The sequence below is a fragment of the Dickeya dadantii NCPPB 898 genome (assembly GCF_000406145.1).
GTDB lineage: Bacteria > Pseudomonadota > Gammaproteobacteria > Enterobacterales > Enterobacteriaceae > Dickeya > Dickeya dadantii.
Window position 1 is genome coordinate 1,832,061 of record NZ_CM001976.1, and the last position, 25,455, is coordinate 1,857,515.

Annotated in this window: 27 protein-coding genes, 2 tRNA genes and 2 pseudogenes; 18 read left to right on the forward strand and 13 right to left on the reverse strand. The window is 56.1% G+C overall.

Annotated features, from left to right (window positions below):
- The 6 genes and pseudogenes from DDA898_RS08475 to mtfA form a co-directional block, all read right to left on the reverse strand.
- Positions 1–3,879 (reverse strand): annotated as a pseudogene (locus tag DDA898_RS08475) (RHS repeat-associated core domain-containing protein); the annotation flags it as partial.
- Positions 3,880–3,890: 11 nt separating this feature from the next.
- Positions 3,891–4,298: a DUF1795 domain-containing protein gene (locus DDA898_RS08480; RefSeq protein ID WP_038910904.1), complete on the reverse strand. Its 408-nt coding sequence runs from the start codon at positions 4,296–4,298 to the stop codon at positions 3,891–3,893.
- A gap of 13 nt (positions 4,299–4,311) precedes the next feature.
- On the reverse strand, positions 4,312–6,165 hold the full coding sequence (locus DDA898_RS08485; protein WP_038910905.1) for a type VI secretion system Vgr family protein: 1,854 nt from the start codon (positions 6,163–6,165) through the stop codon (positions 4,312–4,314).
- Positions 6,166–6,277: 112 nt separating this feature from the next.
- Positions 6,278–6,796, reverse strand: coding sequence for an Hcp family type VI secretion system effector (locus DDA898_RS08490; RefSeq protein ID WP_013318572.1), 519 nt, complete (start codon positions 6,794–6,796; stop codon positions 6,278–6,280).
- A gap of 631 nt (positions 6,797–7,427) precedes the next feature.
- A tRNA-Asn gene (locus DDA898_RS08495) sits at positions 7,428–7,503 on the reverse strand.
- Between the two features lie 109 nt (positions 7,504–7,612).
- Positions 7,613–8,404 carry a DgsA anti-repressor MtfA gene (gene mtfA, locus DDA898_RS08500; protein ID WP_038910906.1) on the reverse strand — a complete coding sequence of 264 codons (792 nt, stop codon included), beginning with the start codon at positions 8,402–8,404 and terminating at the stop codon, positions 7,613–7,615.
- Positions 8,405–8,498: 94 nt separating this feature from the next.
- Between mtfA and DDA898_RS08505 the strand changes: the two genes are divergently transcribed.
- Positions 8,499–8,588 (forward strand) — tRNA-Ser (locus tag DDA898_RS08505).
- Between the two features lie 100 nt (positions 8,589–8,688).
- Here DDA898_RS08505 and DDA898_RS08510 read toward each other — a convergent pair.
- From DDA898_RS08510 to DDA898_RS08535, 7 genes are all read right to left on the reverse strand, one after another.
- Positions 8,689–9,705 carry a tyrosine-type recombinase/integrase gene (locus DDA898_RS08510; protein ID WP_038910907.1) on the reverse strand — a complete coding sequence of 339 codons (1,017 nt, stop codon included), beginning with the start codon at positions 9,703–9,705 and terminating at the stop codon, positions 8,689–8,691.
- A gap of 5 nt (positions 9,706–9,710) precedes the next feature.
- Complete coding sequence (locus DDA898_RS08515) at positions 9,711–9,938, reverse strand: DUF4224 domain-containing protein (protein WP_038910908.1); 228 nt, start codon at positions 9,936–9,938, stop codon at positions 9,711–9,713.
- Complete coding sequence (locus DDA898_RS22200) at positions 9,880–10,098, reverse strand: hypothetical protein (RefSeq protein ID WP_071604520.1); 219 nt, start codon at positions 10,096–10,098, stop codon at positions 9,880–9,882. Before DDA898_RS22200 ends, DDA898_RS08515 begins: the two co-directional genes overlap by 59 nt.
- Before the next feature lie 242 nt (positions 10,099–10,340).
- Entirely contained in the window at positions 10,341–10,841 is a 501-nt protein-coding gene (locus DDA898_RS08520; RefSeq protein WP_038910909.1) for a siphovirus Gp157 family protein, read from the reverse strand.
- A complete protein-coding gene (locus tag DDA898_RS08525; RefSeq protein ID WP_038910911.1) occupies positions 10,838–12,898 on the reverse strand; it encodes a phage-associated endonuclease in 2,061 nt (686 codons plus the stop codon). Before DDA898_RS08525 ends, DDA898_RS08520 begins: the two co-directional genes overlap by 4 nt.
- Positions 12,899–12,913: 15 nt before the next feature.
- Positions 12,914–13,219, reverse strand: coding sequence for a hypothetical protein (locus DDA898_RS08530; protein WP_152490678.1), 306 nt, complete (start codon positions 13,217–13,219; stop codon positions 12,914–12,916).
- Between the two features lie 1,045 nt (positions 13,220–14,264).
- Positions 14,265–14,666 carry a helix-turn-helix domain-containing protein gene (locus tag DDA898_RS08535; protein ID WP_038910913.1) on the reverse strand — a complete coding sequence of 134 codons (402 nt, stop codon included), beginning with the start codon at positions 14,664–14,666 and terminating at the stop codon, positions 14,265–14,267.
- Positions 14,667–14,745: 79 nt separating this feature from the next.
- On the opposite strand from DDA898_RS08535, the gene DDA898_RS08540 reads away from it, so the two are divergent.
- The 17 genes and pseudogenes from DDA898_RS08540 to DDA898_RS08605 all read left to right on the forward strand — a co-directional run bounded on the left by DDA898_RS08540 (position 14,746) and on the right by DDA898_RS08605 (position 25,286).
- Positions 14,746–14,943, forward strand: coding sequence for a Cro/CI family transcriptional regulator (locus DDA898_RS08540; RefSeq protein ID WP_033576211.1), 198 nt, complete (start codon positions 14,746–14,748; stop codon positions 14,941–14,943).
- Positions 14,944–14,993: 50 nt separating this feature from the next.
- Positions 14,994–15,440: a toxin YdaT family protein gene (locus DDA898_RS08545; RefSeq protein WP_038910915.1), complete on the forward strand. Its 447-nt coding sequence runs from the start codon at positions 14,994–14,996 to the stop codon at positions 15,438–15,440.
- A gap of 15 nt (positions 15,441–15,455) precedes the next feature.
- On the forward strand, positions 15,456–15,668 hold the full coding sequence (locus tag DDA898_RS08550) for a hypothetical protein (RefSeq protein WP_038910916.1): 213 nt from the start codon (positions 15,456–15,458) through the stop codon (positions 15,666–15,668).
- A 7-nt stretch (positions 15,669–15,675) separates the two neighbouring features.
- The gene (locus DDA898_RS22795; protein WP_236616731.1) at positions 15,676–16,497 is read left to right on the forward strand and encodes a helix-turn-helix domain-containing protein; all 822 of its coding nucleotides are present in this window, start codon (positions 15,676–15,678) and stop codon (positions 16,495–16,497) included.
- Positions 16,494–17,099, forward strand: a complete 606-nt coding sequence (locus tag DDA898_RS08560; RefSeq protein ID WP_050570237.1) for an ATP-binding protein — start codon at positions 16,494–16,496, stop codon at positions 17,097–17,099. Before DDA898_RS22795 ends, DDA898_RS08560 begins: the two co-directional genes overlap by 4 nt.
- Positions 17,092–18,510 carry a replicative DNA helicase gene (locus DDA898_RS08565; RefSeq protein WP_038910917.1) on the forward strand — a complete coding sequence of 473 codons (1,419 nt, stop codon included), beginning with the start codon at positions 17,092–17,094 and terminating at the stop codon, positions 18,508–18,510. The genes DDA898_RS08560 and DDA898_RS08565 overlap by 8 nt, the downstream gene beginning before the upstream one ends.
- Positions 18,511–18,557: 47 nt before the next feature.
- Positions 18,558–19,037, forward strand: coding sequence for a hypothetical protein (locus DDA898_RS08570; protein ID WP_038910918.1), 480 nt, complete (start codon positions 18,558–18,560; stop codon positions 19,035–19,037).
- Between the two features lie 71 nt (positions 19,038–19,108).
- Positions 19,109–19,270, forward strand: coding sequence for a hypothetical protein (locus DDA898_RS08575; RefSeq protein WP_321163832.1), 162 nt, complete (start codon positions 19,109–19,111; stop codon positions 19,268–19,270).
- A gap of 545 nt (positions 19,271–19,815) precedes the next feature.
- A pseudogene (locus DDA898_RS23500) lies at positions 19,816–20,109 on the forward strand (dATP/dGTP pyrophosphohydrolase domain-containing protein); the annotation flags it as partial.
- Between the two features lie 368 nt (positions 20,110–20,477).
- The gene (locus tag DDA898_RS08585) at positions 20,478–22,649 is read left to right on the forward strand and encodes a DNA cytosine methyltransferase (RefSeq protein WP_038910920.1); all 2,172 of its coding nucleotides are present in this window, start codon (positions 20,478–20,480) and stop codon (positions 22,647–22,649) included.
- An 84-nt stretch (positions 22,650–22,733) separates the two neighbouring features.
- The gene (locus DDA898_RS23390; RefSeq protein WP_162471546.1) at positions 22,734–22,991 is read left to right on the forward strand and encodes a hypothetical protein; all 258 of its coding nucleotides are present in this window, start codon (positions 22,734–22,736) and stop codon (positions 22,989–22,991) included.
- Positions 22,984–23,175, forward strand: a complete 192-nt coding sequence (locus DDA898_RS22205) for a hypothetical protein (RefSeq protein WP_236616720.1) — start codon at positions 22,984–22,986, stop codon at positions 23,173–23,175. The genes DDA898_RS23390 and DDA898_RS22205 overlap by 8 nt, the downstream gene beginning before the upstream one ends.
- A 54-nt stretch (positions 23,176–23,229) precedes the next feature.
- Positions 23,230–23,823 (forward strand): DUF1367 family protein, encoded by a 594-nt coding sequence (locus DDA898_RS08590; protein WP_038910921.1) that lies wholly within the window; start codon positions 23,230–23,232, stop codon positions 23,821–23,823.
- Entirely contained in the window at positions 23,820–24,104 is a 285-nt protein-coding gene (locus DDA898_RS08595; RefSeq protein ID WP_038910922.1) for a DUF1364 family protein, read from the forward strand. The genes DDA898_RS08590 and DDA898_RS08595 overlap by 4 nt, the downstream gene beginning before the upstream one ends.
- Positions 24,101–24,457, forward strand: coding sequence for a RusA family crossover junction endodeoxyribonuclease (locus tag DDA898_RS08600; protein ID WP_038910923.1), 357 nt, complete (start codon positions 24,101–24,103; stop codon positions 24,455–24,457). Before DDA898_RS08595 ends, DDA898_RS08600 begins: the two co-directional genes overlap by 4 nt.
- The gene (locus DDA898_RS23155; protein ID WP_107768263.1) at positions 24,454–24,594 is read left to right on the forward strand and encodes a YlcG family protein; all 141 of its coding nucleotides are present in this window, start codon (positions 24,454–24,456) and stop codon (positions 24,592–24,594) included. Before DDA898_RS08600 ends, DDA898_RS23155 begins: the two co-directional genes overlap by 4 nt.
- On the forward strand, positions 24,591–25,286 hold the full coding sequence (locus DDA898_RS08605) for a bacteriophage antitermination protein Q (protein ID WP_038910924.1): 696 nt from the start codon (positions 24,591–24,593) through the stop codon (positions 25,284–25,286). Before DDA898_RS23155 ends, DDA898_RS08605 begins: the two co-directional genes overlap by 4 nt.
- Positions 25,287–25,455 lie beyond the last annotated feature (169 nt).

Genomic DNA, 25,455 nt, shown 5'->3' on the forward strand with positions numbered 1-25,455 from the left:
GGATTCGGCGCGTAAGCGTAGTTATTTTCCCCGCCCAACACCCCTATCGGGTCTGGCGAGACATAACACCCACCGGCCGGGTCGTAGTACCGGAAGCGGTTATAGCACAGCCCGCTTTCACTGTCACGGAGCTGCCCGGCGAAGGCCAGACCCGGGTCCGGACTTTCCGATTTTTCTGTCTGCCGCTGGCCCCACAGCGTGGCTTTCGGTGCCTGCCAGCGCAGGGTGCCGTCGTGTGCGAACAGCGCCTGTGGCGCGCCGTTCTGGCTGCTGGTGACAAAATCCGTTTCCCAGTCGCCGCCGGGGTGCTGGCGCTGCTGCACCACCAGCTCCCAGCCGTTGTACACCCAGTGACGGCGTTGTATCAGCTGGCCGTGGCGGTAGTGGCGGATTTCCGCTATCTGGTCGCCGTCCCACAGGTAGCGGGTCTCTTCGGCTTTCTGGTCGCAGCGTTTGCCCACCCGGCGACCGAACGGGTCGTAACGGTACAGCCAGCGTTCGCCGCTCGGGGTATCCACCACCCGTAGCTGGTTGCGGCTGTCCCAGCGGTACTGCCACACCTGCGGGCGGTAGCCCGGCTGCACCACCTGTTTACGGATAAGCCGTCCGGCCCTGTCGTACTGGTAGTGGGTGTCGTCGTGCTGAACCAGTCGGCCAGACTGCCACTCGGTGAGGCGGCCTGCCTCCTGCGGCAGGCCGCTGCGGGTGTAGTGAAAGCGGGCGGTGGTGTCCACCGGTTTGCCCGCACCACCGCTTAAGCACTGCCTGCACCCGGCCGGTGGCGTCCAGACGATAACCTTCGGCGTCGCGGTTGTGACGCACCCCGGTCAGGTTGCCGGCACCGTCGTAGCGGTATTCCCGTGTCTGTGCTGCCAGCAGGTGGCCGTCGTGCTGCGCGCCGCTCTGCTCCCGCGTCAGCCAGCCCATCACGTCGTATTCCCGCTGCTGGACAAAGCCGCTGCCGCCGCGGCGATGTGACTCGCGGCCCGCCGCGTCCTGGGTCAGGGTCAGGTCGGCACCGTCCGGCAACTGCACCTGCCGCAGTTCGCCGGTGCGGGTGTAATGGAACAGACTGGTGAGCGGCGCGAGGGTGCCGGTGGTGTCCCCGGCGTCGCCGTCCCAGGTCAGGGTGCGGGTGACGGTGCGGGCCGCGTCATCATACTGCCGGGTGAGCAGCGTGCCGTTGTGCCATTCGCGCACCACCCGGTCGCGCAGGTCGTACTCCAGCTGTACGTGGCTCACCGACGAGGTGACTTCCGTCAGCCTGCCGGCGGCGTCATAGCGGTAGTGCAGGGTGTCGTCCGGCGCGGTTTCACGCAGCAGCAGGCCGCGGGCGTCGTACAGGAAGTGGCGGGTGTCGCCTTCGCCGTTGCGCACGCTGATGCACAGGCCGTCCTCGTCGTAGCCATAGTGGGTCTCGGTGCCGGTCATGTCACGCTCGCGGATGACCCGCCCGTCGGCATCCAGCCACCACTGCCAGCGGCTGCCGTCCGGGGCGATAACCGCTATCAGCTGCTGGCTTTCCCTGTCGTACTCGTAGCGCCAGGTGCGGCCTTCGGCGTCGGTGCGGGCGGTCAGCAGGTCGAACGGGCCGAAGCTCTGACGCCACAGCGCGCCGTTGCCGTCCACGTAGCTCAGCAGGTTGTTGTGGCGGTCGTACTGGCGCCGCTCTTCCTTGTCGTCCGGACGCATCAGCTGCTCCGGCAGCGTCCAGCTGGCCCGGCGATAACCGAGCCCGAAACGCGCACCGTCCGCACGTTGCCACTGCACCACCCGGTCCTGCCCGTCGTAGCGTAACTGCTGGGTACGGCTCTCGGCGTCAGTGGCACTCAGCAGCCGTTGACGGTGGTCGTACTGCAGCCGGGCCTGCACCTCACCGGCGGCGTCGCTCACCTGGGTCAGCAGGCCGTAGCGGTTCCAGGTGAACCGCACTTCGCTGGCATCCGGGCCGGTAAGCCGTTCCGGGTTACCCTCGGCGTCATACACCCAGCCCCACTCGCGGCCCAGCGGGTCGGTGACGCCGCACAGCCGCTGCGCCTCGTCGTAGGTGTACTGCCACTGATGGCCGCTGGCGTCGGTAAAGGTGCTGACCCGCCCGGTGTCGTCGAGATAACCGAACTCGACCACCCGCCCGGCGGGCGAGATTTCCCGCAGCAGGTTGCCAACCTCGTCGTACTCGTAGCGGGTGACGTGCCCGAGCGGGGATTTTTCCCAGCTCATCAGGTACAGGTCGTTAAAGCCGAATTCGCTGCGCTGGCCGAGGCCGTCGGTCATCACCACCCGGTCGGGGAGGTAGTCGAAGCGGGCGGTCAGAAAACCGTCGGCGCAGGTGGTGTAGACGCAGCGCCCCTGTGCGTCGTATTCGTAGCGCGCCCAGGTCTGGTCGTTATCGTGCCAGCGGGTCAGCCGATGGGCCGCGTCGTACTCGTAATAGAGGTGATAGGCGTGGGTGGCGTCCGCTTCCACCAGTCGGCCCTGTTCGTCCTGGCGGTACCCGGCCAGCAACGTCTTCTGGCCGCCATCGATACGTTGTATCTGGTGCAGGAATTCGCCCCGCCACACCAGCAGCAGGGTGACGCCGTCGCTGTGGCGCAGCTGGCGCAGGTAGCCTTTCGGGTCGCGCACCAGCTCGATGCGGTTGTCGTGGCTATCGTGAATGGCCGACAGCAAGCGGTGCTCGCCCTGTACCACGCTAAAGTCGCGCCAGGTCTGCTGGTCGCGGTGCCACAGGCTGAAACCCTCGCCCCGGCGGTGCAGGGTAAATTCAGGGTAGTGCGGGCAGTACACCGCCTGTACGTCCTGATGGAAGGTAAAATCGATGTCGTAGCCCTGAGCCAGCGTGATGACCACGTGGGTGTTGAGGCCGTCGCGCGTTACCGTCGCCACCTCGCTCCAGCTGTCGTGCCAGCCGCGGCCCGGCAGCCCGACATGTACCGAGGCGGAGCGGTAGGTGCGCTCGAACACCAGCGGCAGCGTCTGGCCCAGCGCGATATCGGTACGGGATTCAATCACCTCGCCGCTGGCGATATAGACCGGGTCTTTCAGGAACGCCTTTACTGCGGCCTTGGCTCGCGTCAGCCCACTGCTGGCTTTGAAAGCCTTACTGGCACAAGATGATTTATCCGCGAGGCGACCGGCAATCCACTTTGCCCCTGCTCTGGCTCCGCGTAGTACTGCCTTGGGACCACGGATAAACAGCTTTCCCAGTCCCTTCAGCATTCCCCGGCTGGGCGGCACCAGAAACTCCACCGCAATCAGCAACGCTTTTTCCCACCAACTGAACTCGTCGGCAATCTCCAGATAGGTGCCCTGACCGGAGCCGAAAAATACCGTTGAGGCCCCTTCCTTGATAGTGGCACCACAGACGGTTTTATCGTCGATACGGGCGGCCGGGGCGTCGTTCACGAACACGGATTCGCTGCCCTGGGCAATCAGTTGCGGGCTGTTGTGCTTGGTGCAGGCGACGGTGTCCTGGGTGGCGCGGGCCACCGGCTGCTTTTCAACAAACACGTTACCCGAGCCCGACGCGACCGGCCCGAAGGCCGGTGACGCACTGTCCACCATCGCCGAGACCTTGCTGGTGACAGCGGAAATCAGGTCACCGGCAGCAAACACCGCCAGTGCCCCGACGGCCGCCACCGCCAGCCCGCCGGTGACACCGACCAGAAACACTGCCGCCGCCGCGACGGCCGCCGCCACCAGCGCCCCGGCCACGGCACCGGCCAGTGCACCGAGAAAACTCTTGTGTTTGATGGTCTTGCCCGGCGACGTTGGCGGTTTACCCTGACAGGGTTGTGGCCGGTCGGCGGGCGGGTTGGGACGGTTTCCGGCATGCATGGCCCCCACCCGGGCCACCCGGCTCAGAATATCGTTGAGCATCGTGACTCCCTTCAGGACGCGGCTTTGAACGTCTCGATGACCGCCAGTAGGGCGGTTTTTTGTTCCGCTTTCAGTTCACCGGCGGCGGTAACGGTAAAGGTCAGCAGCAGCTCGCCGCGTACCTGCATCACCACCACCTGGTGCATCGGCCCTTCCGGCGAGCGCCAGCTGTACTCCAGGCCGCGCGCGGGCTGGCCGTCCAGCGTCAGTTCCCAGGCGGCGCGCTCCTGATAGCCCTTCAGGTGGGCGGAAAACTGCGCCAGCGTCTGTTCATACACCGTCTCCGGCGACAGGCCGAATTCAATCGGCGTGCGGTTGACCACCAGATTGGCGGTATCGCCCGGCAGCACAAACACGTGCAGCGACTCGTCGCGCCAGCCCGCCGGAATACTCAGGGTGCCTTCATTCATCTGGTACATACGTGCTGCTCCCTCAGTTCAAATCGATACGGGTGCCGTTCAGCACCAACCCTTTACCGGTAATGGAAATGTTGCCGTCCTTGTCGATGGCGATGAAGCCGCCGGCGGTGGCAATCAGGATGTCGCCGCTCTGGGACTGGATGGCGATATTGTTTTTCACCTGCAGCGACTCGTTGTCGTCGACGGTGGTGTGGCGGTTTTTGGTGACGGCGACGGTCTGCTCGCCCTGAATCTCGGTGACCTGATTTTCCTTCACCGACACCGTCTGGTTGTGCTGCACCACCACCGTCTGGTCGCCGCCCACGTTCTCGGTGTGGCTGGCGTTGACCGACGTACTACGGTTGTTCAGCACCACGGTATTCATGTCCTTCTGGGCGTGGATAAACACCTCTTCCTGCCCGGCCTGGTCTTCGAAGCGCAGCTCATTGAACCCGGCCCCTTTATGGGTACTGGTGCGCAGCGAGGTGCGGGTCTTGCTGGCCGGCAGGGTATACGGAGACGGGTTGGTGGCGTGAAAGGTGCGACCGGTGACGATGGGCTGGTCCGGGTCGCCCTCCAGAAAGCTCACCACCACTTCATGGCCGATGCGCGGAATGGCGATTAACCCGTACTGGCCGCCGGCCCAGCCCTGACTGACCCGCACCCAGCAGGAGCTCTGGTCGTCGCTGGCGCCGTAGCGGTCCCACGGGAACTGCAGCTTCACCCGTCCGAACTGGTCGCAGTAAATCTCTTCGCCCGCCGGGCCGACCACGGTGGCAATCTGCGGGCCGTCCACCATCGGCTTGTACGGCATGGCCGCCCGCCAGGTGGTGGTGGCTTTCACCACCTCGAAACTGTTGCTGATGGTGGTCGGCTCGCCACCGCTTTCCTCTTCCAGCGCCTGCGGCTGCTGCCCGCTGTGGGTCACCGCCACCACCTGCCAGGCCAGGTTGAATGCCGGGTTCGGGTGCTCGGTGAGGGTAAAGGTGCCACCCGGCCTCAGTTCGGCGGCGTTGGATTCGCCGCTGCCGGTCATCGCCCCGGCACGCAGCGCATCCAGCCGGTAACCGGTAAACGCCTTGCCGCTCGGGTCCTGCTTGAAGCGGCCGGGGTAATCAAAGTGCTGGTAGGATTCACGCTGATGGTCCAGCTCGCTGCTCATCCTGTTGTGCAGCAGCCCGTAGGCCGGGGTTTTGAAGCTGTAATCCTTCAGCGCCACCTCGGCGGTACTGACCGCTTCGGCATAACGGAAACGCCGCACATAAGCGCCTTCGCTCAGCCCTTGTGTAGCGAGATTGAAGAACAGTTCCGGGCCTTTGGTCAGTGCACCGGCGTCATCGGCGAATACCACCCGGTGCTTGCCCGCTTCGAACTCGTGAAAGTAGAACAGCCCTTCTTCCGCCGCCAGCCGGTTGATAAACGCCAGGTCGCTTTCGCGGTACTGCACGCAGTATTCGCGCACCGCGTGCTCATGGCGCAGGGCAAAGGCAAAGTCGGTAATCCCGGCTTCTTCCAGCAGGGTGCCGATAATCGCGTCCGGTTTTTGGGTCTGGAAAATACGGGCGTTGGTGCGCAAGCCCAGTCGCCACAGCGCCGGGCGCACCTCGGCCTGATAGCGGGTGCGGCGAAAGCCGGTGTCGCCCTGGGCAAAGCGGCTGACGATGCCGCTGACCCGGCGCTGCAGCTCGCCTTCGTACCACACCAGCAGCTCGCACGGCTGGTCCAGCACCGCGCCGAAATCGATGCCGGGCTGGCTGCTGGCAAGACTCAGCGACAGCGCAAACGGCTGGTTCAGCGCCTCGCTCAGTTCAAAATCCACCACCGCGAACGTCGTTTCCGGCAACGCGCCGACCTTCACGGTAAACTGCAATCCGGTACTGTTGGCCACCTGACTTCCTCCTTATTCCCTGTCTGCGTCCGCACTCAGCGATGACCGCCGCCATCGCTCAGGGCAGGCTGAAAACGACAACACCCGGACCGGAGTCCGGGTTAACAGGCGATTACGCTTCGATCGGCGCGCGCCAGTCGTCGGAGCCGGAGGTCCCGGCAACGGTGTGCTCCCAGTCCACCTTGCGGTAGGCCAGCGACACTTCGATCAGCTGGGTGTAATCCTGCTTGGACGGGTCCTGGCAGTGCGGCATCTGGTTGTTGATGTCGACGATGGTGGCGTCGGTCAGGGTGGTGGTGAAGAAATGCTCCTGCTTGCCTTCGACGGAGGTGCGGTACCACTTCAGGGTCACGGTCGGCAGCATTTCGCCGGAGGCCAGCGCGTTATACAGCAGCGGCACGGCCTTGTTCAGGGCGACGGTGAATTTGAACGGTTTGTGCACGCGCTGACCGGACGGCTGGCCGGACTGCGGGTCGGTCGGCACGGTCACGACGTGGTTGAATTCCTGCACCAGCATCTCGTCTTCGTGGCCCTGCACGTAGATGTTGCCGACGGAGTCGGAGGTGAAGGCACCGGCGGTGATATTGCCCTGAGTTTTACCTTCGATGCTGATATAGCATGGAGTTGGCATAGTCTTGCTCCTTGTTGTTGAACGATAAGTGTAACTTCAGTGTTCCTGGAGCAATTCCCGTGCCAATTAATATCTTATTGTTTTTAAATACAATTCACTTAAGTAAAATTTTCCCTAAGTCAAATTTGAGCAAAAAGTTGCGCAGACTTCCCGAAAAAACGGCATCCATTGCTCAAACAGGGATTTATGCTGGAAAGTGAGCAAGAAGTTGCGCAGATTTTGCATTTGTTCTGTTGGTGGTTGTTTTGTGAGCGGATGTTATCCATTTTTATGTGATATTTATCACATAATGTGCTCTGTGCGATCGCTGGATCCTGGTGGAAGAGTGTGCGTCGGGGCGAGGCAGACTGGATGAAAAGGGCTGTGCGTTTCACTCATGACATCATCATCTGGGGAGGTAACGCCCTGAGCTGTCATTTCAGTTTGGTCAGTGATGGATACATTCTTTTTTAATATGGTAAAACAGGGCAGGGAAGTCATCGAAATGCGACTTATTGGGCTGGCGTGATACTTTTTCGTGAAATTGTCAGACTTGGTTTTTTATGCAGTGTAGCGAAAAGGATATTCTGAAATGGTTTTCTGAAAGTATTCTGAAATGCAAAGGGCTGCATACGCAACCCCTTGATAAATTTGGCTCCTCTGACTGGACTCGAACCAGTGACATACGGATTAACAGTCCGCCGTTCTACCGACTGAACTACAGAGGAATCGTTGGAACGGGGCGCATCTTATCCGCGGTGCCCTTACGCTGTCAACGGGCAAAACCGACATTCTGTGCTGACTGCTTGGCTTCTGTACAATCCGCAGGATTCGGCGTCATTCTGGTGACAAATCAACCTGCGGCGGGTTCGCTTGCCAGTGCTGCAAACGTTCCAGCGGGCTTTGACGGTAAAATCCGCAAAAGTGCTGGTATACCGCCGGGAAGCGTTCCGCCAGCAGGTCTGGTGCGCTGAAAAAATACTCGGACAGCACGGCGAAGCACTCTGCCGGATCGGTTGCGGCGTAAGGGTCCATACTGGCGGCGTCTTCGCCTACCAGCTCTATTTCTTCGCGCAGTTCCTCCATCGCGGCATGCAGCACCTGCTCCCAGCGTGCTACGTCACGCAATGGCATGGCGGGAACCCCGGACGGCCGCTCGTTGCCGCGCATATCCAGCTTGTGCGCGACTTCGTGGATAATCAGATTGAATCCGGAAAGATCAAACGAGTCCTGAATCTCCAGCCAGTTCAGCACGAGCGGCCCCTGATCCCAGCTCTGACCCGACTGTACGCTGGGGCCGCTATGCACCAGACCGAACTCGTCCATCCATTCGCCATCGACCATAAAGGGTTCGGGGTGAATCAGTACGTCATGAAAGCCGTCAAGCCATTCAATACCCAGTTCCAGCACCGGGAGCGCAAACAATAGCGCGATGCGTTGCGCCATTAGCTCCGTCAGCGCCAGCCCCTGTAGCGGCACCAGACGTTTCTGGCGCAGAAACTGCCTGGACAGCATGACGATATGCCGGCGTTCAGTTTCTGCCAGCGGCGTTAACAGCGGGATCGACAGCGCCTGCTGCCAGTCCGAAAAAGCGTCGGGGGTAGGGGATTTCCATTGCCACTTCATCATGGTGTTGCTCGCTAAGTCATCACTTGAATTCAAAGGCGTCGGTTTGTTCTTGTTAACATGCCATAAAACAGGGCATTATAGGCACCACTTTTACGGAGAGATGCCGGAGCGGCTGAACGGACCGGTCTCGAAAACCGGAGTAGGGGCAACTCTACCGGGGGTTCAAATCCCCCTCTCTCCACCACTATTCAATAACTTACGGAAGATAATTTCCGTGACCGTTATCTATATTGGTATATTGTTGGTATATCGTGTTGGTATATCAACTGACTACTATTGAATAACTATTCATCATTATTGATTAGCGGCAGATCTAACGTTGGCGAAACGCTGACCTTTCTATCGTACGTTATGACCTGCGCTTCGGTCTTGTGTCCGCTGAAAAGTTGCTTATCGCGACTGCTGCCCTCGTAGTCAGAAATGCCCTTGGCTTTAATATCGTGAAAATGGCATGTTAAGGGACGCCCCAGCTTCTCACTTGCCGCTGACCTCGCTTTCCGAAACAAATCATTCAGACCAGATTTGCTGTATTTTCCACCCTTTGAGTTAGCAATAATGTATCTGCTGCCGCCAAGCTCCTTTGCTTTGTTTAAAGCCGCACGCAACCGGTCTGTATAAGCCTTGATTTGTTTTTTTCCGGTTTTCCCTTGCTGTATAAATAATCCTAAATCCATTTCCTGAGCCCATTCGAGATCACGCACATCACCGCTTCTTGCGGCACACAGATACGCTATCTCCATTGCGCATTGTAGTGCCAGCGTCGCTTCGTTATAGATAGCCATATAAACATCGTCATCGATATAGAGATCCCTGGGCTTGACCGAGAATTTTGATATTCCTGCACACGGATTCGTTTTCACATAACCCCGCTCATAACCCCAGCGATAAACCCGGCTCATACTGCTCTTTTCCTGATTTGCTTGCGTGCGTGATTTTTTCCCCCTGATATCAAGATAACGCCTGACGTGCTCCGGCTTGATAGAATCAGCCTTAGCGTTACCAAACGCGTGCAGCAGTTTTTTTTGATGCTGTAGGTAGTCAGACTGAGTGCGCGGCGACAAATCTTTGTAATACTCACTATTAAGAAAAAATACCCACAGTTTTCCAAACGTCATTACGTCACGTTTAGAGCTAATAATCTTTTCGTATTTTTCCCAAACCTGCGCTATGGATAAATCACGAATTTTCCCTAACGTGATCGTCTCTTTTGTTTTTGCAGGTTTGAATATGTAGCTGTATTTGTTTTTCCTGACTCGCGGAGGTAGTTTGTTATCCTCAGGATTAAGTCTCTTTCGTCCCATTAAATCTAAATTCCATCAAAGTTTATTCCGGCATCATCATCTTCCAGCTCAGGCGCTGGCGTTCCGTTTAATACGGCGTTAACATGCGCCCATGTTGTGCGAGGATGACCGTCTTTATTTGGTATAAAGGATATTCCGTTCCTGGTTAGAATTTTTATCTGGCCTGATGCGTACTTATAACCCGTCAGCTCCATTAAATCGTCTTCGCTTAAAATGTCGTTTTCTTTTCCCATTATTTTTCCCCAGCGACTTTATTATTTCGTCAGCATCGGCGCAGGCCTTGTCTATATCCTGCTGAGTCAGAGTTTTATTTCTGGCGCTGCGGGTCAGTCGGCCTATTTTTAAATCAAAATCAGATAATAGGCGGGCGCCAGGTTGCCATTTTTTATACATAGTGACCTCCATTAAGAGGTCACTATCTTATTTATGATTGCGGGTTATTTCTGATTATCGATAATCAGTTTTTCGCCCGGCGGATTGTTACTGACTCGAACATCTGAGGGTAGGTCGTAAAACACATCAGCGCGCCGATGCGTCACTATCCTGCCAACCCTGCCGTCTGGCAGGGTGATGTATGTCGGTTTGTGCGGGTGGTGAGTCCGTTTCATCATTGGTTTTGCCTCGGTGCGGGATGGTCAGCGGACCTGCAGCGACGGCTGCCCGATCTCAATGTGAGCGCCGGGGACGTCAACGCCAGCATCGATTGCCTCCTTGATGGCCTTTTTGTCCGGAGCAACCAGCGTTTGGACTGTAACGAGTTCATCCGGCAAAAGGCTCTCATTGTCGATGATGACGCTGGCAACTCCTTTGCGCGCCGTGAACGTGTTGCGCGGCGTCTTGAGCGATGACAGACCGGCAGCCAGCAGGCAATCCAGTGCGTATTTTTTCAGCTGCTTTTCCCGGTTTTCAAAAGAGCACTTACGCTCAGCCAGGCGTCTGGCTTCATCGTCACACGTCTTTGCCTGCCCCTGCAGGTTGCGGGTATGGATCATGATGGCATCCAATTTATCACCGAGCTCCATTTCCATGCCGAGCATTGTGTCGGCGATCATTTCCGGGGTCAGTTCATCCGACTCTTCCAGCAACCGCTGGAGTTTTGCCATATCGCTGGCAATTGCGATAGCGGTAGTGCTCATGCTTTCTCTCCTTCTTTGGCTTTCAGTTCCGCGATGCGGGTGTCTTTCAGTTCGCTCAGGCGGCGCAGGCGGCCAGACAGGTATTTAGCGTGGTCGCTGTCGCCTTTTGCTTCGGCGTTCTTGCGGTGGACCTCAACCTCACGCGCCAGCACGCCGTAAACCTTGGCCGCCTCGTTTTCGCTGACGGCCGCTTTAATGGTTTCTGCGGCGCGCCCCAGTTTTTCGTCCAGCTCTTCGCGCAGGCGGGTGACATCAACCGCTTTTTCACTGGCTCGCTTAATGCCGAACTCGACTTCGTTTTCTGCTACATATTCAGGGTTATCATGCATACCCAGCCACACGTCAGCACTGAAACCGAGCAGGGAAAGTGCCTTTTTGATGGCGTCAGTAAGGCTTTTCTTTATAACTTCCGAGTCGGTTTTAATCCCCTTCTGCGTTTTGTACATGTACGGAGTGGCACCGTACGCCTCGATCTCTGAGTGACCGCCGTCATCGTTGATGTACCAGAATGCGATTTTCATCGAGTGATTCAATTCGGTGATAAGCGAACCATCCGCGTCACGCAGCAGCTTTGTGCCGATGAATTTTTTGTTGTCGTCATAAATTGCTTCACTTAGTGGCGCGCCAGGTAACATCTTTTCTTCCAAAATGCGGTGACCCCATCCGCTGCCCGCCGGACCAAAAATCTCCGTAGCCCGCATGAACATGTATTCGCTATTGATGCTGGTGCCTTCAAAGCCAGCGCCCGTCAGCGGTTTGGTGTAACGAGGGTCTGTGCGCTGCACACGTTTCCAGATGCTGAGATTTTCTTGCTCGACAACAGGCTTTTCTGCGATAGCTGATTCCACGGCCGCGGCGCGGGCCTGAAAATCATCCGCAGGTGCAGGCACCCCACCTTCATCATTACCCGCGTAAATGCCATACCCAATTTCATCGAGCTCCTGGCGGGCCTGCTGCGCGACGCTGACCGCCGGCTCCGGCTGGCTCGCTTCCGTTTTTTCTCCCTGATTTGAGGCGCCAGATTCGGGGCCGATCAATCCGTCGATAGAGAAACGTCCACAGCCGAGATTTTGGATGTCGGGCTGCCGTGTGGCGGTAGCCGCGCCGGCATGCTGCGTACCATCGTCTTCGCGCCATGCGGCTAAATACTCGTCAGCCAAACGCTGGCGCGCGTTCGCATCGTTGAGCAGTTCGGGGCGTTTTTTCGCTTCGCGCAGCAGCCCCAGCAACACATCGCCGGGGATGGACAGGGCGCCATCTTGCAGTCGGATCGCCATCGACCAGCGCTGAAACATCTGGTCATCAGATTTAGCCAGCTCCTTCGCTCGAGCCACATCAGACGCGGACACGCCGTCGAACGTGTCGGCATCAGTCACGAGGCACGACGCTATTCCGATGTCCAACCGATCCATGTTCGTCCACACGCGCTCAACTGCTGGCGCGTCTGCCGGCGGCGCGCTCTGGGTATGGCGATCAGATGTTCCGTATATCCAGTTATTGACGAACGCGCTGGCCTGCGCAGCATCAATCGGCGGGCTAAATTTTTTCTCGATCTCGGCAACCAGCTCGGTTACGCGAGCAGGGTACATTGCGGCCACGGCTGGGTACTGCGACAGCACTCTAACGATAGTGTGCGTGTCGTCATCGCCTGATTCATCGTCAGCAAAAAAATCGAGGACGAGAGAGTAGTCGTGGTCATCCAAATCTGTTTTGCCCAGTAGCACCAGCGCTGCGATTTTCTCCTGCAACGACAACTCAGCGGGGCGCTGAGGGGCCGGGTCTGGCTTGCGCGTCCACACGCCATCTACCAGCTCGTTTTCTTCCATGAAATCAGTGCTGAACTTACCGATTCCCGGACGCGGTGAGCCGACGCGATCCTCGGTAATGGTCGGATTAAAAAAATTGTCACTGGAGCCGGGGAATAGCTCTTCAATCAGCATGGTTGCCGCCATAGCGGCCAACTTCTGAGTCTTTGCTTCAACAAGCGTAGCCATTGCTTTGGCTCCGCTTTTTATCGCCGATTTTTTCGGCTCGAATGATGCGACATACATGGTCATTGGTTTTGCCTCGGTTTAAGCGGTGGTAATTCCGCTGAGGGAGAGATGGTCAATGCATTGCAGGGTTTTAATTTGGTCTTCAATTTCCGACGCCTGCAGGTGAGCAGATTCGATAATGCTGGACTGCTGGCGGCGTAACTGCTCGACGTATTTGTTTTTGAGATCGTCTGCTGACAACTGAGGAGCGGGAATTGTAATTTCACGAACTTCTATGAGCGTAAACCCGTTCCATTGTGACATGTCACAGGTGGCAACAAACGGAGCGGGATTAAAACGATTGTGATGGATGTACAGCTTGACGTTGATATCTGGCGCTTTCATAGCGATCCCTTTATACTTGAGCCTCCAGTGACGGCCCTTGGTTGTCATTGGTTTTGCCTCGGCGCGGGGTGGTTCCCGCGCTGTTCCCGAAAGGTTTGGTCGCCGATCGGGGTGAAGAAGCCCGCGCAAGCGGGCTTTTTTGCTTCACAACACAACACACTCTGGCCTTTTAAAACCGAATAGACCCGATTTATCAGAGCGCGCTGTGGTGTGAAAAAGGGCGGATAGGGAAGGTAATAACCCACACCGCCAAGGTCTTACACGCAGCTTACTGGCAAGGATCACGGTCCTAACGTGATTTGGTTGTGACGCCCGGAGTCGAACCGGGCGGCGGGTAGGGTTTCCCGCCGATCACCTGATCGTCAATTTGGTTGTGGTGCCGGGTGCCTCCCGGTTTTGATCCCCGCTCAAGAATCAAAGGCTGAGTGTTGTTAAACGAGGTTTTGCTTTGAACGCGCCCCGGCGCATAGCCGGATTCACCACAACGGTAAGGGTATTGGGATTCGGTAACTACCTATAATTACTGATGTGCTGGCCGCTCAAGCGCGGGACACATAACAAACCAATACCCTTACCTGTTGTGTGCTCCGTAACGTGGAGCAGACGGTCTGTTTTTAAGCCTCACGGGGCATTCTTTACGCGGGCGGACGACTCAACCGCGTTCACTGCCGTGACAGGGGGCTTGTGTGGTGTTACGCGCCCATTGCTCAATTACTACCACCACCGCAACGAATCTAATCTGTGCCGGTTACGCTATCCGGCGTCGCTTTACCGACCCAATCAGGCCAGAATTTACGACCGAACCTCTGGTGTTAGCGCAGTCTTTCCCGCTGTCAGAACTCATTACCCAAACTACTGCGGTCATTGGTTTTGCCTCGGTGCGAATCATCTACCTATTCGTGCGCCGGTAGCGGCTACTTCGTGGGCGTCCTGCCTGTTCGCTGTCGTTGGAATAACCTTAACTAAAGGTAAGTGAAAAGGCAAGCAAAAATACTTTCAAAAAGTTAAGTTGGCGAGCGGAAGTTATTATGCTAATGATTTTTAATTATTTTTTGTTTGATTTTTTTCTAGCCATTAACAGCTCTTCGAAGAGTGCGTTAAATCCATCCACTTTCTGCTCAAGGTCTGCCAGATGACGCTCTTTTTCCGACTCGGGTAGAGAGTCAAACAAATCCAACAGTTTACGCTGTCTGTCATCCAGCTCTGTCGGTAATTCTTCCGGTGCCGCCGGGGTGCTGGATTCATCGCCATACAGAAGCCACGTGGGTGAACATCGGAGCGCCCTGCTCAGCGAGAAGAGGTTTTGGCCCTTAGGCTGAGAATCGCCATTTTCCCACTTGAATATCGTCACATGGGAAACCTTCACAGCATCGGCCAGGCGCTGCTGTGACATGTCCATTTCAGTTCGTCGCGCTCTAATGCGCTCATTCAGTGTTTCTGTCTTCATGCGCTTAATATAAATTATGTTGACTTAGCTTTTATTAAGTTTTAAATTCCAAACTAAAGTTACAGGTACGGAGGTGTTCGTGTTTAAAAATGACGCAATAAAATTTTTCGGCAGTAAAACAAAGCTGGCCATTGCTGCCGGTGTGTCGCAGGCGTCCGTGTCTCGCTGGGGTGACGTAATACCTGAGCGACGGGCGGCGCGGCTCGACCGCGTTACCAACGGTGCGCTGCGTTATGACCCTGATCTCTACCAGCGTCATAACGATACCCAGGGTTAACCCAAAAATCTGATTATCAAAAATCAATGCGAATGCGTAGGAGACGCGGAATGGATATCAGGGATTTAAAAAACGAGGTTGAGGATTGGGCCGCAGAAGCGGGGCAGGAGCGAGTAGCGATAGAGATATCGCGGGCGCTGGCGGAGCTGGGAGGTCATCCGGGCATCAAGTTGCACGATATCGAGTGCGGCGACGTCTGGCGAGCTATCAACAACAACCGGCAGCAGATTTTTAGGTGGTTGCGTAGCGACACGCGAGCAGCTGACAGAAAAATTCAGGCGCTGGCGCCAGCCATCAAGCGGGCATTGCCAGCTGAACGCCGGGCGCGGCTCGAATCGAGCGCAATGTACCTGGTGTCGATCGCTATCCGTGAGTTTTTCGAGGCCGTGATTGCAATCCTGTTAGGCGACTGTGACATGTCACAGCGTTTGGCAACAGCAAACGCAGCAATAGCAGCTGTGGCGCCAGTGCTACAACAACGGCTGACCACCGTTTAAACCGAGGCAAAACCAATGACAACTATCACGTATTGCAATGGTTTCCGTCTGAACGGCGACCCGGCACACATCGCAGATATCGTGCCAATTTTTGAAGCGCGTCGCGAGGCTGCGCGCTCGGCGTGGGAGCAGTACGAACAGCGCAAGGCTGAGCTGTGCAGCGAAAACCTGACGCCCGATCAGTATCAAGACGCATGCCGGGCAATCGCTGAGGCGCTGGGGGTGTGACGTGAGTATGCAATTAATGGCAAAGGCCATGAGCTGCAAAGTAGGTAACCCGCTGCGAAAGCTGGTCCTGATTAAACTGGCAGATAACGCGAATGACAAAGGCGAGTGCTGGCCGTCATACCAGCACGTGGCCGATCAGTGCGAATGCAGCAAAAGCGCGGTGAAATCCCACATCACCGCATTGATAGATATGGGTTTTCTCTCTAAAGAAAACCGAATCGGCGAAAACAGCGGGAAGGGGAATAAATCGAACGTTTACTATCTCACGCTCGATAACCCTGTGGTGCCAGAAAGCACAGCCCCTGTGCCGTCAAAAAGCATAGGTATGTCACCATGTGACCCACCTGTGGTGCCAGAAAGCACAGCCCCTGTGCCGTCAAAAAGCACCAGAACCTATCACTCTTCTGAACCAGTCAATGAACCAGTCATTGAACCTAAAACACATGGTGCGCGAGACGGAAATTATTCAGAACAGTTTGAGTTGTGCTGGAAGGCTTATCCAAAACGTGAGGGATCAAACCCAAAAAACCACGCATTCAAGCACTTTCAGGCCCGCGTCAAAGAAGGCGTAAGCCCTGATGACCTGCTGGCGGGCACTCGGCGTTACGCCGCGTTCTGCGCAGCAAAAGGGCAGGTTGGCACGCCGTATGTCATGCAAGCGCAGCGGTTTTACGGCACAAGCCGGGAGTTTGAAAACAGTTGGGAAGTATCGACCACTCCAGCACCAGCGCCGCGCCAGCAGAAACCAGCGGACACAACGCAAGACATGCTGGCCCGCCAGTATCAGGGCGGCGGAGTTAACTGGAAATTCAGAGGTGAATCGCGATGACAACGACTACCGACGTTTCTGAAATCCTGGCTGCAGATTGTGGGGTGGGGCGCCGGTTTATTCGGTCAACCCTGCAGAATTTCACGCCCGTCAGTGAGCAGGCGGATGGCAACCTGGCTGTATGCCGACAGTTTGTCAGCGAGTGGGGTCAGATTTACGAAAACGGCTCCAGCCTGGTCATGAATGGCCGCCCCGGTACCGGGAAGACGCATCTAGCTGTCGCAATTATGCGCGCACTGATTGAGCAGCACGGCATAGACACGTACATGACGACGGCCCAGCGCATCATTCGCGCAATGCGCGACTCGTGGCGACAGGGCAGCAACCGGACTGAATACGAAGTGCTGAGTTTTTATTGCGAAAAAGACCTGCTCGTCATTGACGAAGTCGGCATGCAACACGGTACGGACTCAGAGCGCCTGCTGGTATCCGAAGTAATTAATACTCGCTACGAACGCATGTTACCCAACATCCTGATCAGCAACTACACACGCGATGAAATGGACGGCTTCCTTGGTTACCGGGCGATGGACCGGGTGATGGAGAGCTCAGCTGTGCTGGTGTTTGACTGGGAAAGCTACAGGACGGGGCAACATGGCTGACATGGCTGATTTTTTACCGCCGCATGATCTCAATGCTGAACAGGCCGTACTGGGCGGACTGATGCTCAACGATGACGAAGAGCGACGCGCCGCGGTAATGGCGATGCTCAAGCCGGAGTCGTTTTATTCACGGGCCCATGAGCGGATTTATCGCGGACTGCAGGCGCTGGCAAAAACAGACCGGCCAACTGACGCGGTCACGCTGTCAGCTGAGCTGACGGCCAGCGGTGATATTGAGCTGGTGGGTGGATTCGGCTATCTCGTCGAAATATGCCGAGTGCCGGCCGCAGCAAACACCGCAGCATACGCGCGCATCGTTCGTGATAACGCAATAGCGCGATACACGCAGCGCCAGTTGATCGCGTGTACTGAAATTATCATGGCCAGCGGCGGTAAGCCGATTGACGAAAAACTGGCGTCAATCCAGCAGATCATGGGGCAGATGTTTGAGCACGCATTCAACGGAAAGCGCGGCGGCCTACGCCCGTTCGCTGATGTGCTCGCTGAGTGGATAGACGAAGTTGATCGCAGATTCACCGACCCAAACGCTGGCGGGTTGACATTAGGATTTTCAGGGCTGGACGAAATCATGGCGCCGAAATACGTCTCGCGCGGAGCGTTGGTTGTTATCGGGGCGCGCCCCAAAATGGGTAAAACTGCATTCTATAACCGGGTAGTCGGGCACTTTGCCCTGAATCATCAATTACCCACGCTGGCATTCTCGCTGGAAATGTCTGCAAAAAAAATTGTCGAGCGAATGGTTAGCCAGGAGGCGCGAGTTAAATCGGAGATTTTTTACGCCGGCACGAATGATGAGATGGAGATGGCTCGTGCAATGGCAAAAGCGGAGGAGCTAGCGGAAACAAACCTTATGATCGATGACACCCCAGCTGTATCCCTGGCTCACATCACTAACGAATGCCGACGGGTGAAGCGCCGGCGTGGCGCCATAGGGCTGATTGCCGTCGATTACCTGACCCTGATGAAAGGGGAGCAAGCGGAGCGGCGCGATATCAGCTACGGCGAAATCACGAAGGGGTTGAAGTCGCTGGCGAAAGAATTGGACTGCGTTGTACTACTGCTGACCCAGCTTAACCGAGCGCTTGAGCAGCGAGTAGACAAGCGGCCACTGCCGTCAGACAGTCGCGATACTGGGCAAATCGAGCAGGACTGTGATGTATGGGTCGGGCTGTATCGCGACGCAGTTTATAACGAAAACGCCGACCCCCAGCTGACAGAATTGATATTACGGATGAACCGCGAAGGTCCGTCAGGAACGGCATACACGCTACTGCGAGACAGCTATTTCGTGGACACAACACCGGAGGATATAGCGCAGAAAAAATCGCAATCAGCAGCACCGCAGCACGAGCGGCGGTACAGAAAAAAAGAACCGATTCAACCGTTTTAAATTTAAACCGCGCCTGACCAGCGCCAAACAAAAAAAGAGGCAAAACCATGACTACTCAAACTGATGTTGTATTCGCAAAACACGCCGGCATGATAGATGACGGCTGCGACCATACCGTCGTCTTTCTCTGGGAAATGAATCAGCGGGCCCGCGCCGTCAGCCGATCGGTATACATTCCACGTCCACAACCGATCCCCGTCGTCAAGCCGCGCGAGCTGGCCGCAAGGAAGCCGGCGCGCCGCCAGGCCGAATCAACGCAGTACCGCTACGCCAATACGCTGCCGCTGGAGTCCCTAATTGCCGTCATGACTGGTCGCTGGCTCAGCAGCCAATCAATTATGAGCATCATCAAAAACGAATATCCGCAGCACACTATCAGCCCTCGTGCGCTGGCCGTCCGCATCAGCTCAATGATGAAGAGCCCCAGCGTCGACATCGAGAGTCGGGATATCAGCGTAACCGAGTATCGGCTGAATAGCGTCGACCCGGCATATCTCGAACGTTCAAAACGTGGCAGTGGAAAATGACGCGGCAGTCCGACTACCTACCCAGCGGACTGCCGCACAATCGCGGGCTCTGGCCTCAAGAATACAGAGAAATGGAGTGGCTGGACCTGCGGGCCAACCAGCTTATTCACGCTCTGATTGACGGCAAGACCGACCGCCATCTGGTCGAAGCGGAGATAAGCCGCACGGCGGAACAGCATCAGGAACACTTTAAACGCCGCCTAAATTACTGGCGGGAATATCTCAAGAAATAAGGCAAAACCAAATGACAGAACTGACGAAAGAGGCGCTGACCGACGCCATTAGATCCGCAGCAGTCAAGGCGGCATCAACCGATGAACGCCGGGTACTGAATTACGCTGCGGGTGAAATTGAGCGGCAGGGTAATGAAATTGAACGCTTGAAATCCGATATGCGGGAACTTACTGAGGCGATGAATCGCGCCCGGCGTACAGCGAAAGAACTGGGTGAAGAAAATCACTCATTACGCAATCCGGCATCGACAGAAAAAATCACCGCTCAGCTGGAAGGGCTGAAATACACGCGCGCCGAACCCAATGGCTGGACATGTAAAACGCTCGCTCATGGGCGCGTTACCGACGATGTGGCCGAGTCGTGGAACGGCGCAATCGATGCGACAATTCTGACTATCGCAGATTGGGATGCGCTGCGTCATGCGCAGCAAGAGCCGATCATAACGGATAGCGAGCTTGCCAGCGGCCCACGCGGTCAGATTTTCATCAGAAAGCCAACACCATCACCAGAGGTGCCGGAAGAAACTGGTTCATCCTTGCAGTTGCGCAATCTCATCCGTCAGCGCCATGCGGCGTGGTCACAGGCTACGTTCGGTGATGTTGGTCCTGTTGGCCCGCTAAGACATCTCAGCAAAGAAGCACTGGAAGCAGCGGCGGAGCCTGAAGACCTCAGCGAGTGGGCTGATATGCAGTTCCTGCTCTGGGATGCCCAGCGCCGTGCCGGTATCTGCGATGGTGAAATCACAGCAGCGATGGAAGAAAAGCTGAAGGTGAATATGGCGCGTCAGTGGCCCGAGCCAAAAGATGGCGAGCCGCGTCTGCACATTAAGGAGGCTGGCGCTGACCATTCCGAGCACCCGATCGAATTGGTCGAAATACCAGTGGAGCGTGACGAAAGCGGCTACTGGTCGCACCCTGCGTGGAGTGCGCTTTTCGGCGAACGTGAGGGTATGCCGCGAGACGAACTGAACGCACTGCTGGCGTCAAAAAACCTCGAATGCACATATATCGAACTGGAATGCAATTACTCGACCGAAAGCGAAGGGGTGGCCTACCGCTATTTTGAGAATGGCGACACGAATATCAGCGACTGGAACCCAGCACCGCCGGAAGGTGATGGATGGTTCATCGTGTCTATTCACGAAACGGACGATGGCCCTGTTTGTTGGTGGGTTCGGCCAATTCCCCAGATTGAAGGGGATAAGGCATGAGTATTTGGCCCACCGAGGTTTTGCAGTGCGCATCATCAGTGATCCCCGCACACCCAATGAACAATGAGCGCCGCGAGGCGCTCCTATCTCACATGAATGCAATGTTTTTGCGTCGCGAAAACCCCGCCGACATTCAGCGCACGGCCCACATGCTGGCGCGCCGTCAGCAGATAGAGGGTGCTCGCCCGGATGCAGATAACGGGCTGGTCGTCGTTGGGTTTGCTGGCGGTGGCGGTAGTTGTGAGGGCATTAAGCAGGCGCTGGGATTCGAGCCGCACATAGCGATGAATCACAACCCGGTCGCAATGGCTATGCACGCGATGAATCACCCGCGTACGCTGCATTATCCTGAAGATATTTTCAGCGTTGACCCGATTGTTTCCACCGGCGGCCTGCCTGTGCTTTTGGGGTGGTTTTCCCCGGATTGCCGCCACTTCTCAAAAGCAAAGGGCGGCACGCCTGTCAAAAAAGAGATTCGGGGATTGGCCTGGGTAGTTCTGCGCTGGGCGCTGGCCGTGCGCCCGCGCGTGCTGATGATGGAGAATGTGGAGGAATTCCGGGGCTGGGGGCCACTGGTCGCTGACAGAAAGGGGCATTTATACCCAGACCCAGCGCGCGCCGGCGAGACATTTCAAGGATTCATCGGGATGCTCAGCACCGGCGTCCCTCGCGACCACCCGGCGATTGATGAGGCGTGTGAATTTCTGAAAATCCCGCGTGACGGCGATGAGGTGAAGAGACTGATCGCCGGGTTGGGGTACAACGTAGCTCACAAAGAGCTACGCGCATCTGATCACGACACGCCGACAATCAGAAAACGCCTTTTTGTTGTCGCTCGCCGCGACGGTAAGCCGGTTCAGTGGCCGGAGCCGACGCACGGCGACCCGGTGACAGCGTCAGTGATTAATGGGTTGCTCAAACCGTGGCGCACCGCGGCGGAATGCATAGACTGGAGCATTCCAACGAGAAGCATTTTTGGCCGAAAGAAAGACCTGGCTGACAATACATTGCGGCGCATTGTCCGCGGGCTGCAGCGATTTGTTATCGACAACCCTACCCCGTATATCGTGCGGATTGGGCAAACGGGGTTCGGCGGAAACGGCATGCAATATTCCTGCGATCAGCCGTTAACAACGATCACAAGCAAGGCCGAGCATTGCCTGATTGAGCCGTTTGTCGTCAAAGCAAATCACACCAGCACAAAAACAAAATACGACTGTTTTAGGGGCCGATCGATGCGCCGGCCACTGCAGACAATCACGAAAACACATGGGTTTTCCGTGGGCGCGCCGGTGGTTGTCCGCCAGTTCGGTAACAGCAACGCCCAGCGCCCAGATCACCCCGTCGGTACAATCATGCCGGGTGGTGGCGGTAAAACGCAGGTGGCATCTGCTGTTCTTGTGGGTGCTGGCGGCCCGGCATACTCTGGCAAGCCGCGAGATATCAACTCTCCGGCAATCACGCTGACCACCGAATCACATACCGCGCTGGTTTCGGCAAACCTGATCAAGCACTACGGCGGCAATTATTCGGGCGCCGGAGTTGAGGTGGATGAGCCGCTACACACGATCACCACCACCGATCACCACGCCCTAATGACTTCACACCTGGTGAAACTGAGGGGGACATGCCGTGACGGGCAGGCCATCGATGAGCCAATGCCGACAGTAACGGCCGGCGGAAACCACGTTGGTGAGGTGCGCGCCTTTCTGACCAAATACTATGGAAACGAGAGGGACGGGGTCGCCGTTGATGATCCGATGCACACCATCCCGACACGGGACCGGTTTGGTTTGACGTCGGTTCAATGTGAGCCCGAGCCATTAACTGATGATCAGCGATACGGTGCATGGTGGTGCGCCAGGCTGTTCGATAAATTCAGCGATACCAATGACGACTCAGATTTGTTTCCAGCACCACGTCAGCAGTATCTGTCTGTCGGAGAATGCGTCATTGTCGACATCTGCATGCGCATGCTGGAACCCCGCGAGTTGTACACCGCTAACGGGTTTCCGCCGGACTACATCATCGACAGAGACGCAGATGGTAACGTCATATCGAAAGCGGACCAGGTAGCACACTGCGGCAATGTCGTATGCCCGCCCGTCGCCAGGGCACTGGTGTATGCAAATTTGCCGGAATACTGCATTGGGGAGATGGCAGCATGAATGATACACGTGAGCGGGCTGCGACCCGCTGCCGGTTGCCAACTGCTGCCTACAAGGCGATCTGGCGTGCTGGGTTACACTAGGATGGCACGACATCAAGCTAACCGTGTAAATCCACAGGTAAAGAGAAAAAGGAGCTTAAACGCTCCTTTTTTATTGCAAAAACTCATTATCAACAGAATTAATAAAAAACATAAATGTTTTTATGCAATTTTGTATAATAACATAAGTAATTATACGGATATGATAGAAGTTGTTAAGTTTGGTTCAAGTATTCCAAGTGGTACTGTTTTTATATACAGTATAAATAATGTGGGTCGTGAGTGGGGGTTTAGTGTCTGACATCGAGTCTGTAGCTGAGGGGCTCCCAGACGGCAGAGCGCTAATAACGATAGAACAGGGAAAGATAGTTAGCGTTAGAATAGTTGATGATAATGAACATGTGGCGAGCCTTGCGGCGCTACTCGACATTGCAAAACTTGCTGGATGTGTAATTGTAAACTCTGGGAACAAGCCGTATAATTAATGTGCCGGATTGAACACCCGGCAACCCAAATTACTGCGCTATCGAGAGGATAAGATGGCGCAGTTATCATTAGTAAAATCTCCGGGCGGGATACTGGTTCCGTCCACACCTGACACCCGCGACTATCTGAACCGGCTCTCTGTCGGCGCAGTAATTTGTTGCGAGTTTAAAAAGGCCCGCAACCCCGCATTTCACCGAAAATATTTCTCCCTACTGGGTCTTGGTTTTGATTACTGGGAACCGGTAGGCGGGGCCATATCTCAATCCGAGCGCGATTTCGTTCGTGGATTCGTGCGTTATCTCGCCAGCTACGCTGGCGCAGAAGATGCAATAAGCGCTGTCGCTGACGAGTATATCGAAACCACGGGCCGCCAGCGCGCCGCCAATATCTCCGCCACAAAATCATTTGACGCATTCCGCCGCTGGGTAACAGTCGAGGCCGGACATTACGACGCCTACATCATGCCAGACGGCAGCATTCAGAAAGAGGCGCGCTCAGTCTCATTTGCAAAAATGGATGACCTGGAATTTAACGATCTGTACCGGGCCACGCTAGACGTGCTCTGGAATTTCATCCTGCGCCGATCATTCCCCACCCTGCAGTCAGCAGAAAACGCGGCCGCGCAGCTGCTGGAGTATGCAGCATGAAAACCATCTATCGCAGTAAAAAGTGGCTGGCCGCCGTCGGTAGCATTCAGCAGTGCGTTCTGTGCGGTGCTTGGGGAACCCAAGTCGCACATAGAAATGAAGGTAAGGGCATGGGCATTAAGGCCGACGATTGCGCAACTGCCGCCATCTGCACGGGATGCCACACCGAGATAGACAACGGGAAAAACCTGACGCGTGAAGAGCGACGACAGCAAATGGATCGCGCCATCGTCTTGACTATTATTCAGATCGCCCGCCAGGGTCTGGTGGTGCCGAAGTGAAAACCTACAACATTACGCCGATAGGCAAGCCGCGCATGACCCAGCGCGACAAATGGCAAAAGCGGCCACCAGTACTTCGGTACCGGGCGTTTTGCGACGAGGTCAGGCTGAACAAAATCACACTGCCGGACGGCGGCTGGCACGTCACGTTCGTCATACCGATGCCAGCAAGCTGGAGCAAAAAGAAGCGTGCGGAGTTCAACGGCAAACCCCACCAGCAGAAACCCGACAAAGACAACCTGGAGAAAGCCCTGCTGGATGCGATTTTTGATGACGATAGCCGCATCTGGGATGGCCGGGTTTCAAAAATATGGGGTGAAATAGGGCAGATCATTATATGCGAGGACGCATGAATCATACCAACCACATCACCGATATCTTGCGCCTCCGCTGGTGCCGCCTGCGCATATACCGCTACGCCGGCTCGGTCGTCATTGATTACCGGATTCTGCGCAATTATCAAAAAACACTGGTGAGGGCTGGCGCGTGAATAATCAATTTTTGCAGTACGTTCGTGAAGAAATCATGCTGGCTACCGCTGATTTTAGTGGCAGGACAAAAGGCCAACTGGTGGCGCTGGCAGAACAGTTGCAGTACACGAACGACAGATACCCACGTAAACGCCAGTTCGTCATCGATCCGGAAACCGAAAAGAAAGTCATGCTGAAAAACCCACCGATACCCGGCAAGCAGTCACGCGCAAAAGGGAGCTCTATCCCGCTGGTAATCCCAGTCGAGTATGCAACAGCGTCGTGGCGCCGCGCTATCGGTGTGATTGATGAGCATCAGGGTGCATGGTTGCGCTGGAACTATGCAGGCGATACCGATTTTCAACTCCAGGCCATTATTGTCAGATTTGGCTGGGTGGAATTCAGCGAAGGCATTAAAGGGCGACGCATTGCGAAGAAAACGCGTGAGCGGTTGCGGGCACTGATCTGGCTGGCGGCGCAGGACGTAAAATTTCAGTTGGCAGGGCGCAATGACGACGTTTATCAGCACGCCGATTTAGCGGCTCTGGCGGGCGTAAGCAAGTCAACATGGTCAGAAACGTATCAGCCGCACTGGCTATCTATGACCCGGATTTTTACTGAAATTGATCGCGCTGCGTTGATATCGGTTTCAAAAACACGATCACAGCAAAAATCGACAAATTGCAAATCATGTATTGCAAAACCGAACTAAATAGGCCATATTTAAGTTCACTTTGATATTCTGCCAAAACTTTAAGTGGCGGCAATGAGCAGAGAAGAAGCCCGCCTTGCGCGGGTTTTTGCGTTTCTGGGGGATCTGAATTATGTGACAGCAAAACGGATAGACCTCGGCCGCTGCGAGAAGTGGCAAGAATTCACAG

What these genes read in the sequence shown, in the direction of transcription:
- DDA898_RS08560 (WP_050570237.1), top strand. Translation starts at nt 16,494, where the DNA reads ATGACAACGACTACCGACGTTTCTGAAATCCTGGCTGCAGATTGTGGG.
- DDA898_RS08545 (WP_038910915.1), top strand. Translation starts at nt 14,994, where the DNA reads ATGGATATCAGGGATTTAAAAAACGAGGTTGAGGATTGGGCCGCAGAA.
- DDA898_RS08550 (WP_038910916.1), top strand. Translation starts at nt 15,456, where the DNA reads ATGACAACTATCACGTATTGCAATGGTTTCCGTCTGAACGGCGACCCG.
- DDA898_RS08570 (WP_038910918.1), top strand. Translation starts at nt 18,558, where the DNA reads ATGACTACTCAAACTGATGTTGTATTCGCAAAACACGCCGGCATGATA.
- DDA898_RS23390 (WP_162471546.1), top strand. Translation starts at nt 22,734, where the DNA reads ATGGCACGACATCAAGCTAACCGTGTAAATCCACAGGTAAAGAGAAAA.
- DDA898_RS08515 (WP_038910908.1), bottom strand. Translation starts at nt 9,938, where the DNA reads ATGGGAAAAGAAAACGACATTTTAAGCGAAGACGATTTAATGGAGCTG.
- DDA898_RS08535 (WP_038910913.1), bottom strand. Translation starts at nt 14,666, where the DNA reads ATGAAGACAGAAACACTGAATGAGCGCATTAGAGCGCGACGAACTGAA.
- DDA898_RS08520 (WP_038910909.1), bottom strand. Translation starts at nt 10,841, where the DNA reads ATGAGCACTACCGCTATCGCAATTGCCAGCGATATGGCAAAACTCCAG.
- DDA898_RS22200 (WP_071604520.1), bottom strand. Translation starts at nt 10,098, where the DNA reads ATGTATAAAAAATGGCAACCTGGCGCCCGCCTATTATCTGATTTTGAT.
- DDA898_RS08530 (WP_152490678.1), bottom strand. Translation starts at nt 13,219, where the DNA reads ATGAAAGCGCCAGATATCAACGTCAAGCTGTACATCCATCACAATCGT.
- DDA898_RS08525 (WP_038910911.1), bottom strand. Translation starts at nt 12,898, where the DNA reads ATGACCATGTATGTCGCATCATTCGAGCCGAAAAAATCGGCGATAAAA.
- DDA898_RS08480 (WP_038910904.1), bottom strand. Translation starts at nt 4,298, where the DNA reads ATGTACCAGATGAATGAAGGCACCCTGAGTATTCCGGCGGGCTGGCGC.
- DDA898_RS08510 (WP_038910907.1), bottom strand. Translation starts at nt 9,705, where the DNA reads ATGGGACGAAAGAGACTTAATCCTGAGGATAACAAACTACCTCCGCGA.
- DDA898_RS22795 (WP_236616731.1), top strand. Translation starts at nt 15,676, where the DNA reads ATGCAATTAATGGCAAAGGCCATGAGCTGCAAAGTAGGTAACCCGCTG.
- DDA898_RS08595 (WP_038910922.1), top strand. Translation starts at nt 23,820, where the DNA reads ATGAAAACCATCTATCGCAGTAAAAAGTGGCTGGCCGCCGTCGGTAGC.
- DDA898_RS23155 (WP_107768263.1), top strand. Translation starts at nt 24,454, where the DNA reads ATGAATCATACCAACCACATCACCGATATCTTGCGCCTCCGCTGGTGC.
- DDA898_RS08575 (WP_321163832.1), top strand. Translation starts at nt 19,109, where the DNA reads ATGGAGTGGCTGGACCTGCGGGCCAACCAGCTTATTCACGCTCTGATT.
- DDA898_RS08565 (WP_038910917.1), top strand. Translation starts at nt 17,092, where the DNA reads ATGGCTGACATGGCTGATTTTTTACCGCCGCATGATCTCAATGCTGAA.
- DDA898_RS08490 (WP_013318572.1), bottom strand. Translation starts at nt 6,796, where the DNA reads ATGCCAACTCCATGCTATATCAGCATCGAAGGTAAAACTCAGGGCAAT.
- mtfA (WP_038910906.1), bottom strand. Translation starts at nt 8,404, where the DNA reads ATGATGAAGTGGCAATGGAAATCCCCTACCCCCGACGCTTTTTCGGAC.
- DDA898_RS08585 (WP_038910920.1), top strand. Translation starts at nt 20,478, where the DNA reads ATGAGTATTTGGCCCACCGAGGTTTTGCAGTGCGCATCATCAGTGATC.
- DDA898_RS08590 (WP_038910921.1), top strand. Translation starts at nt 23,230, where the DNA reads ATGGCGCAGTTATCATTAGTAAAATCTCCGGGCGGGATACTGGTTCCG.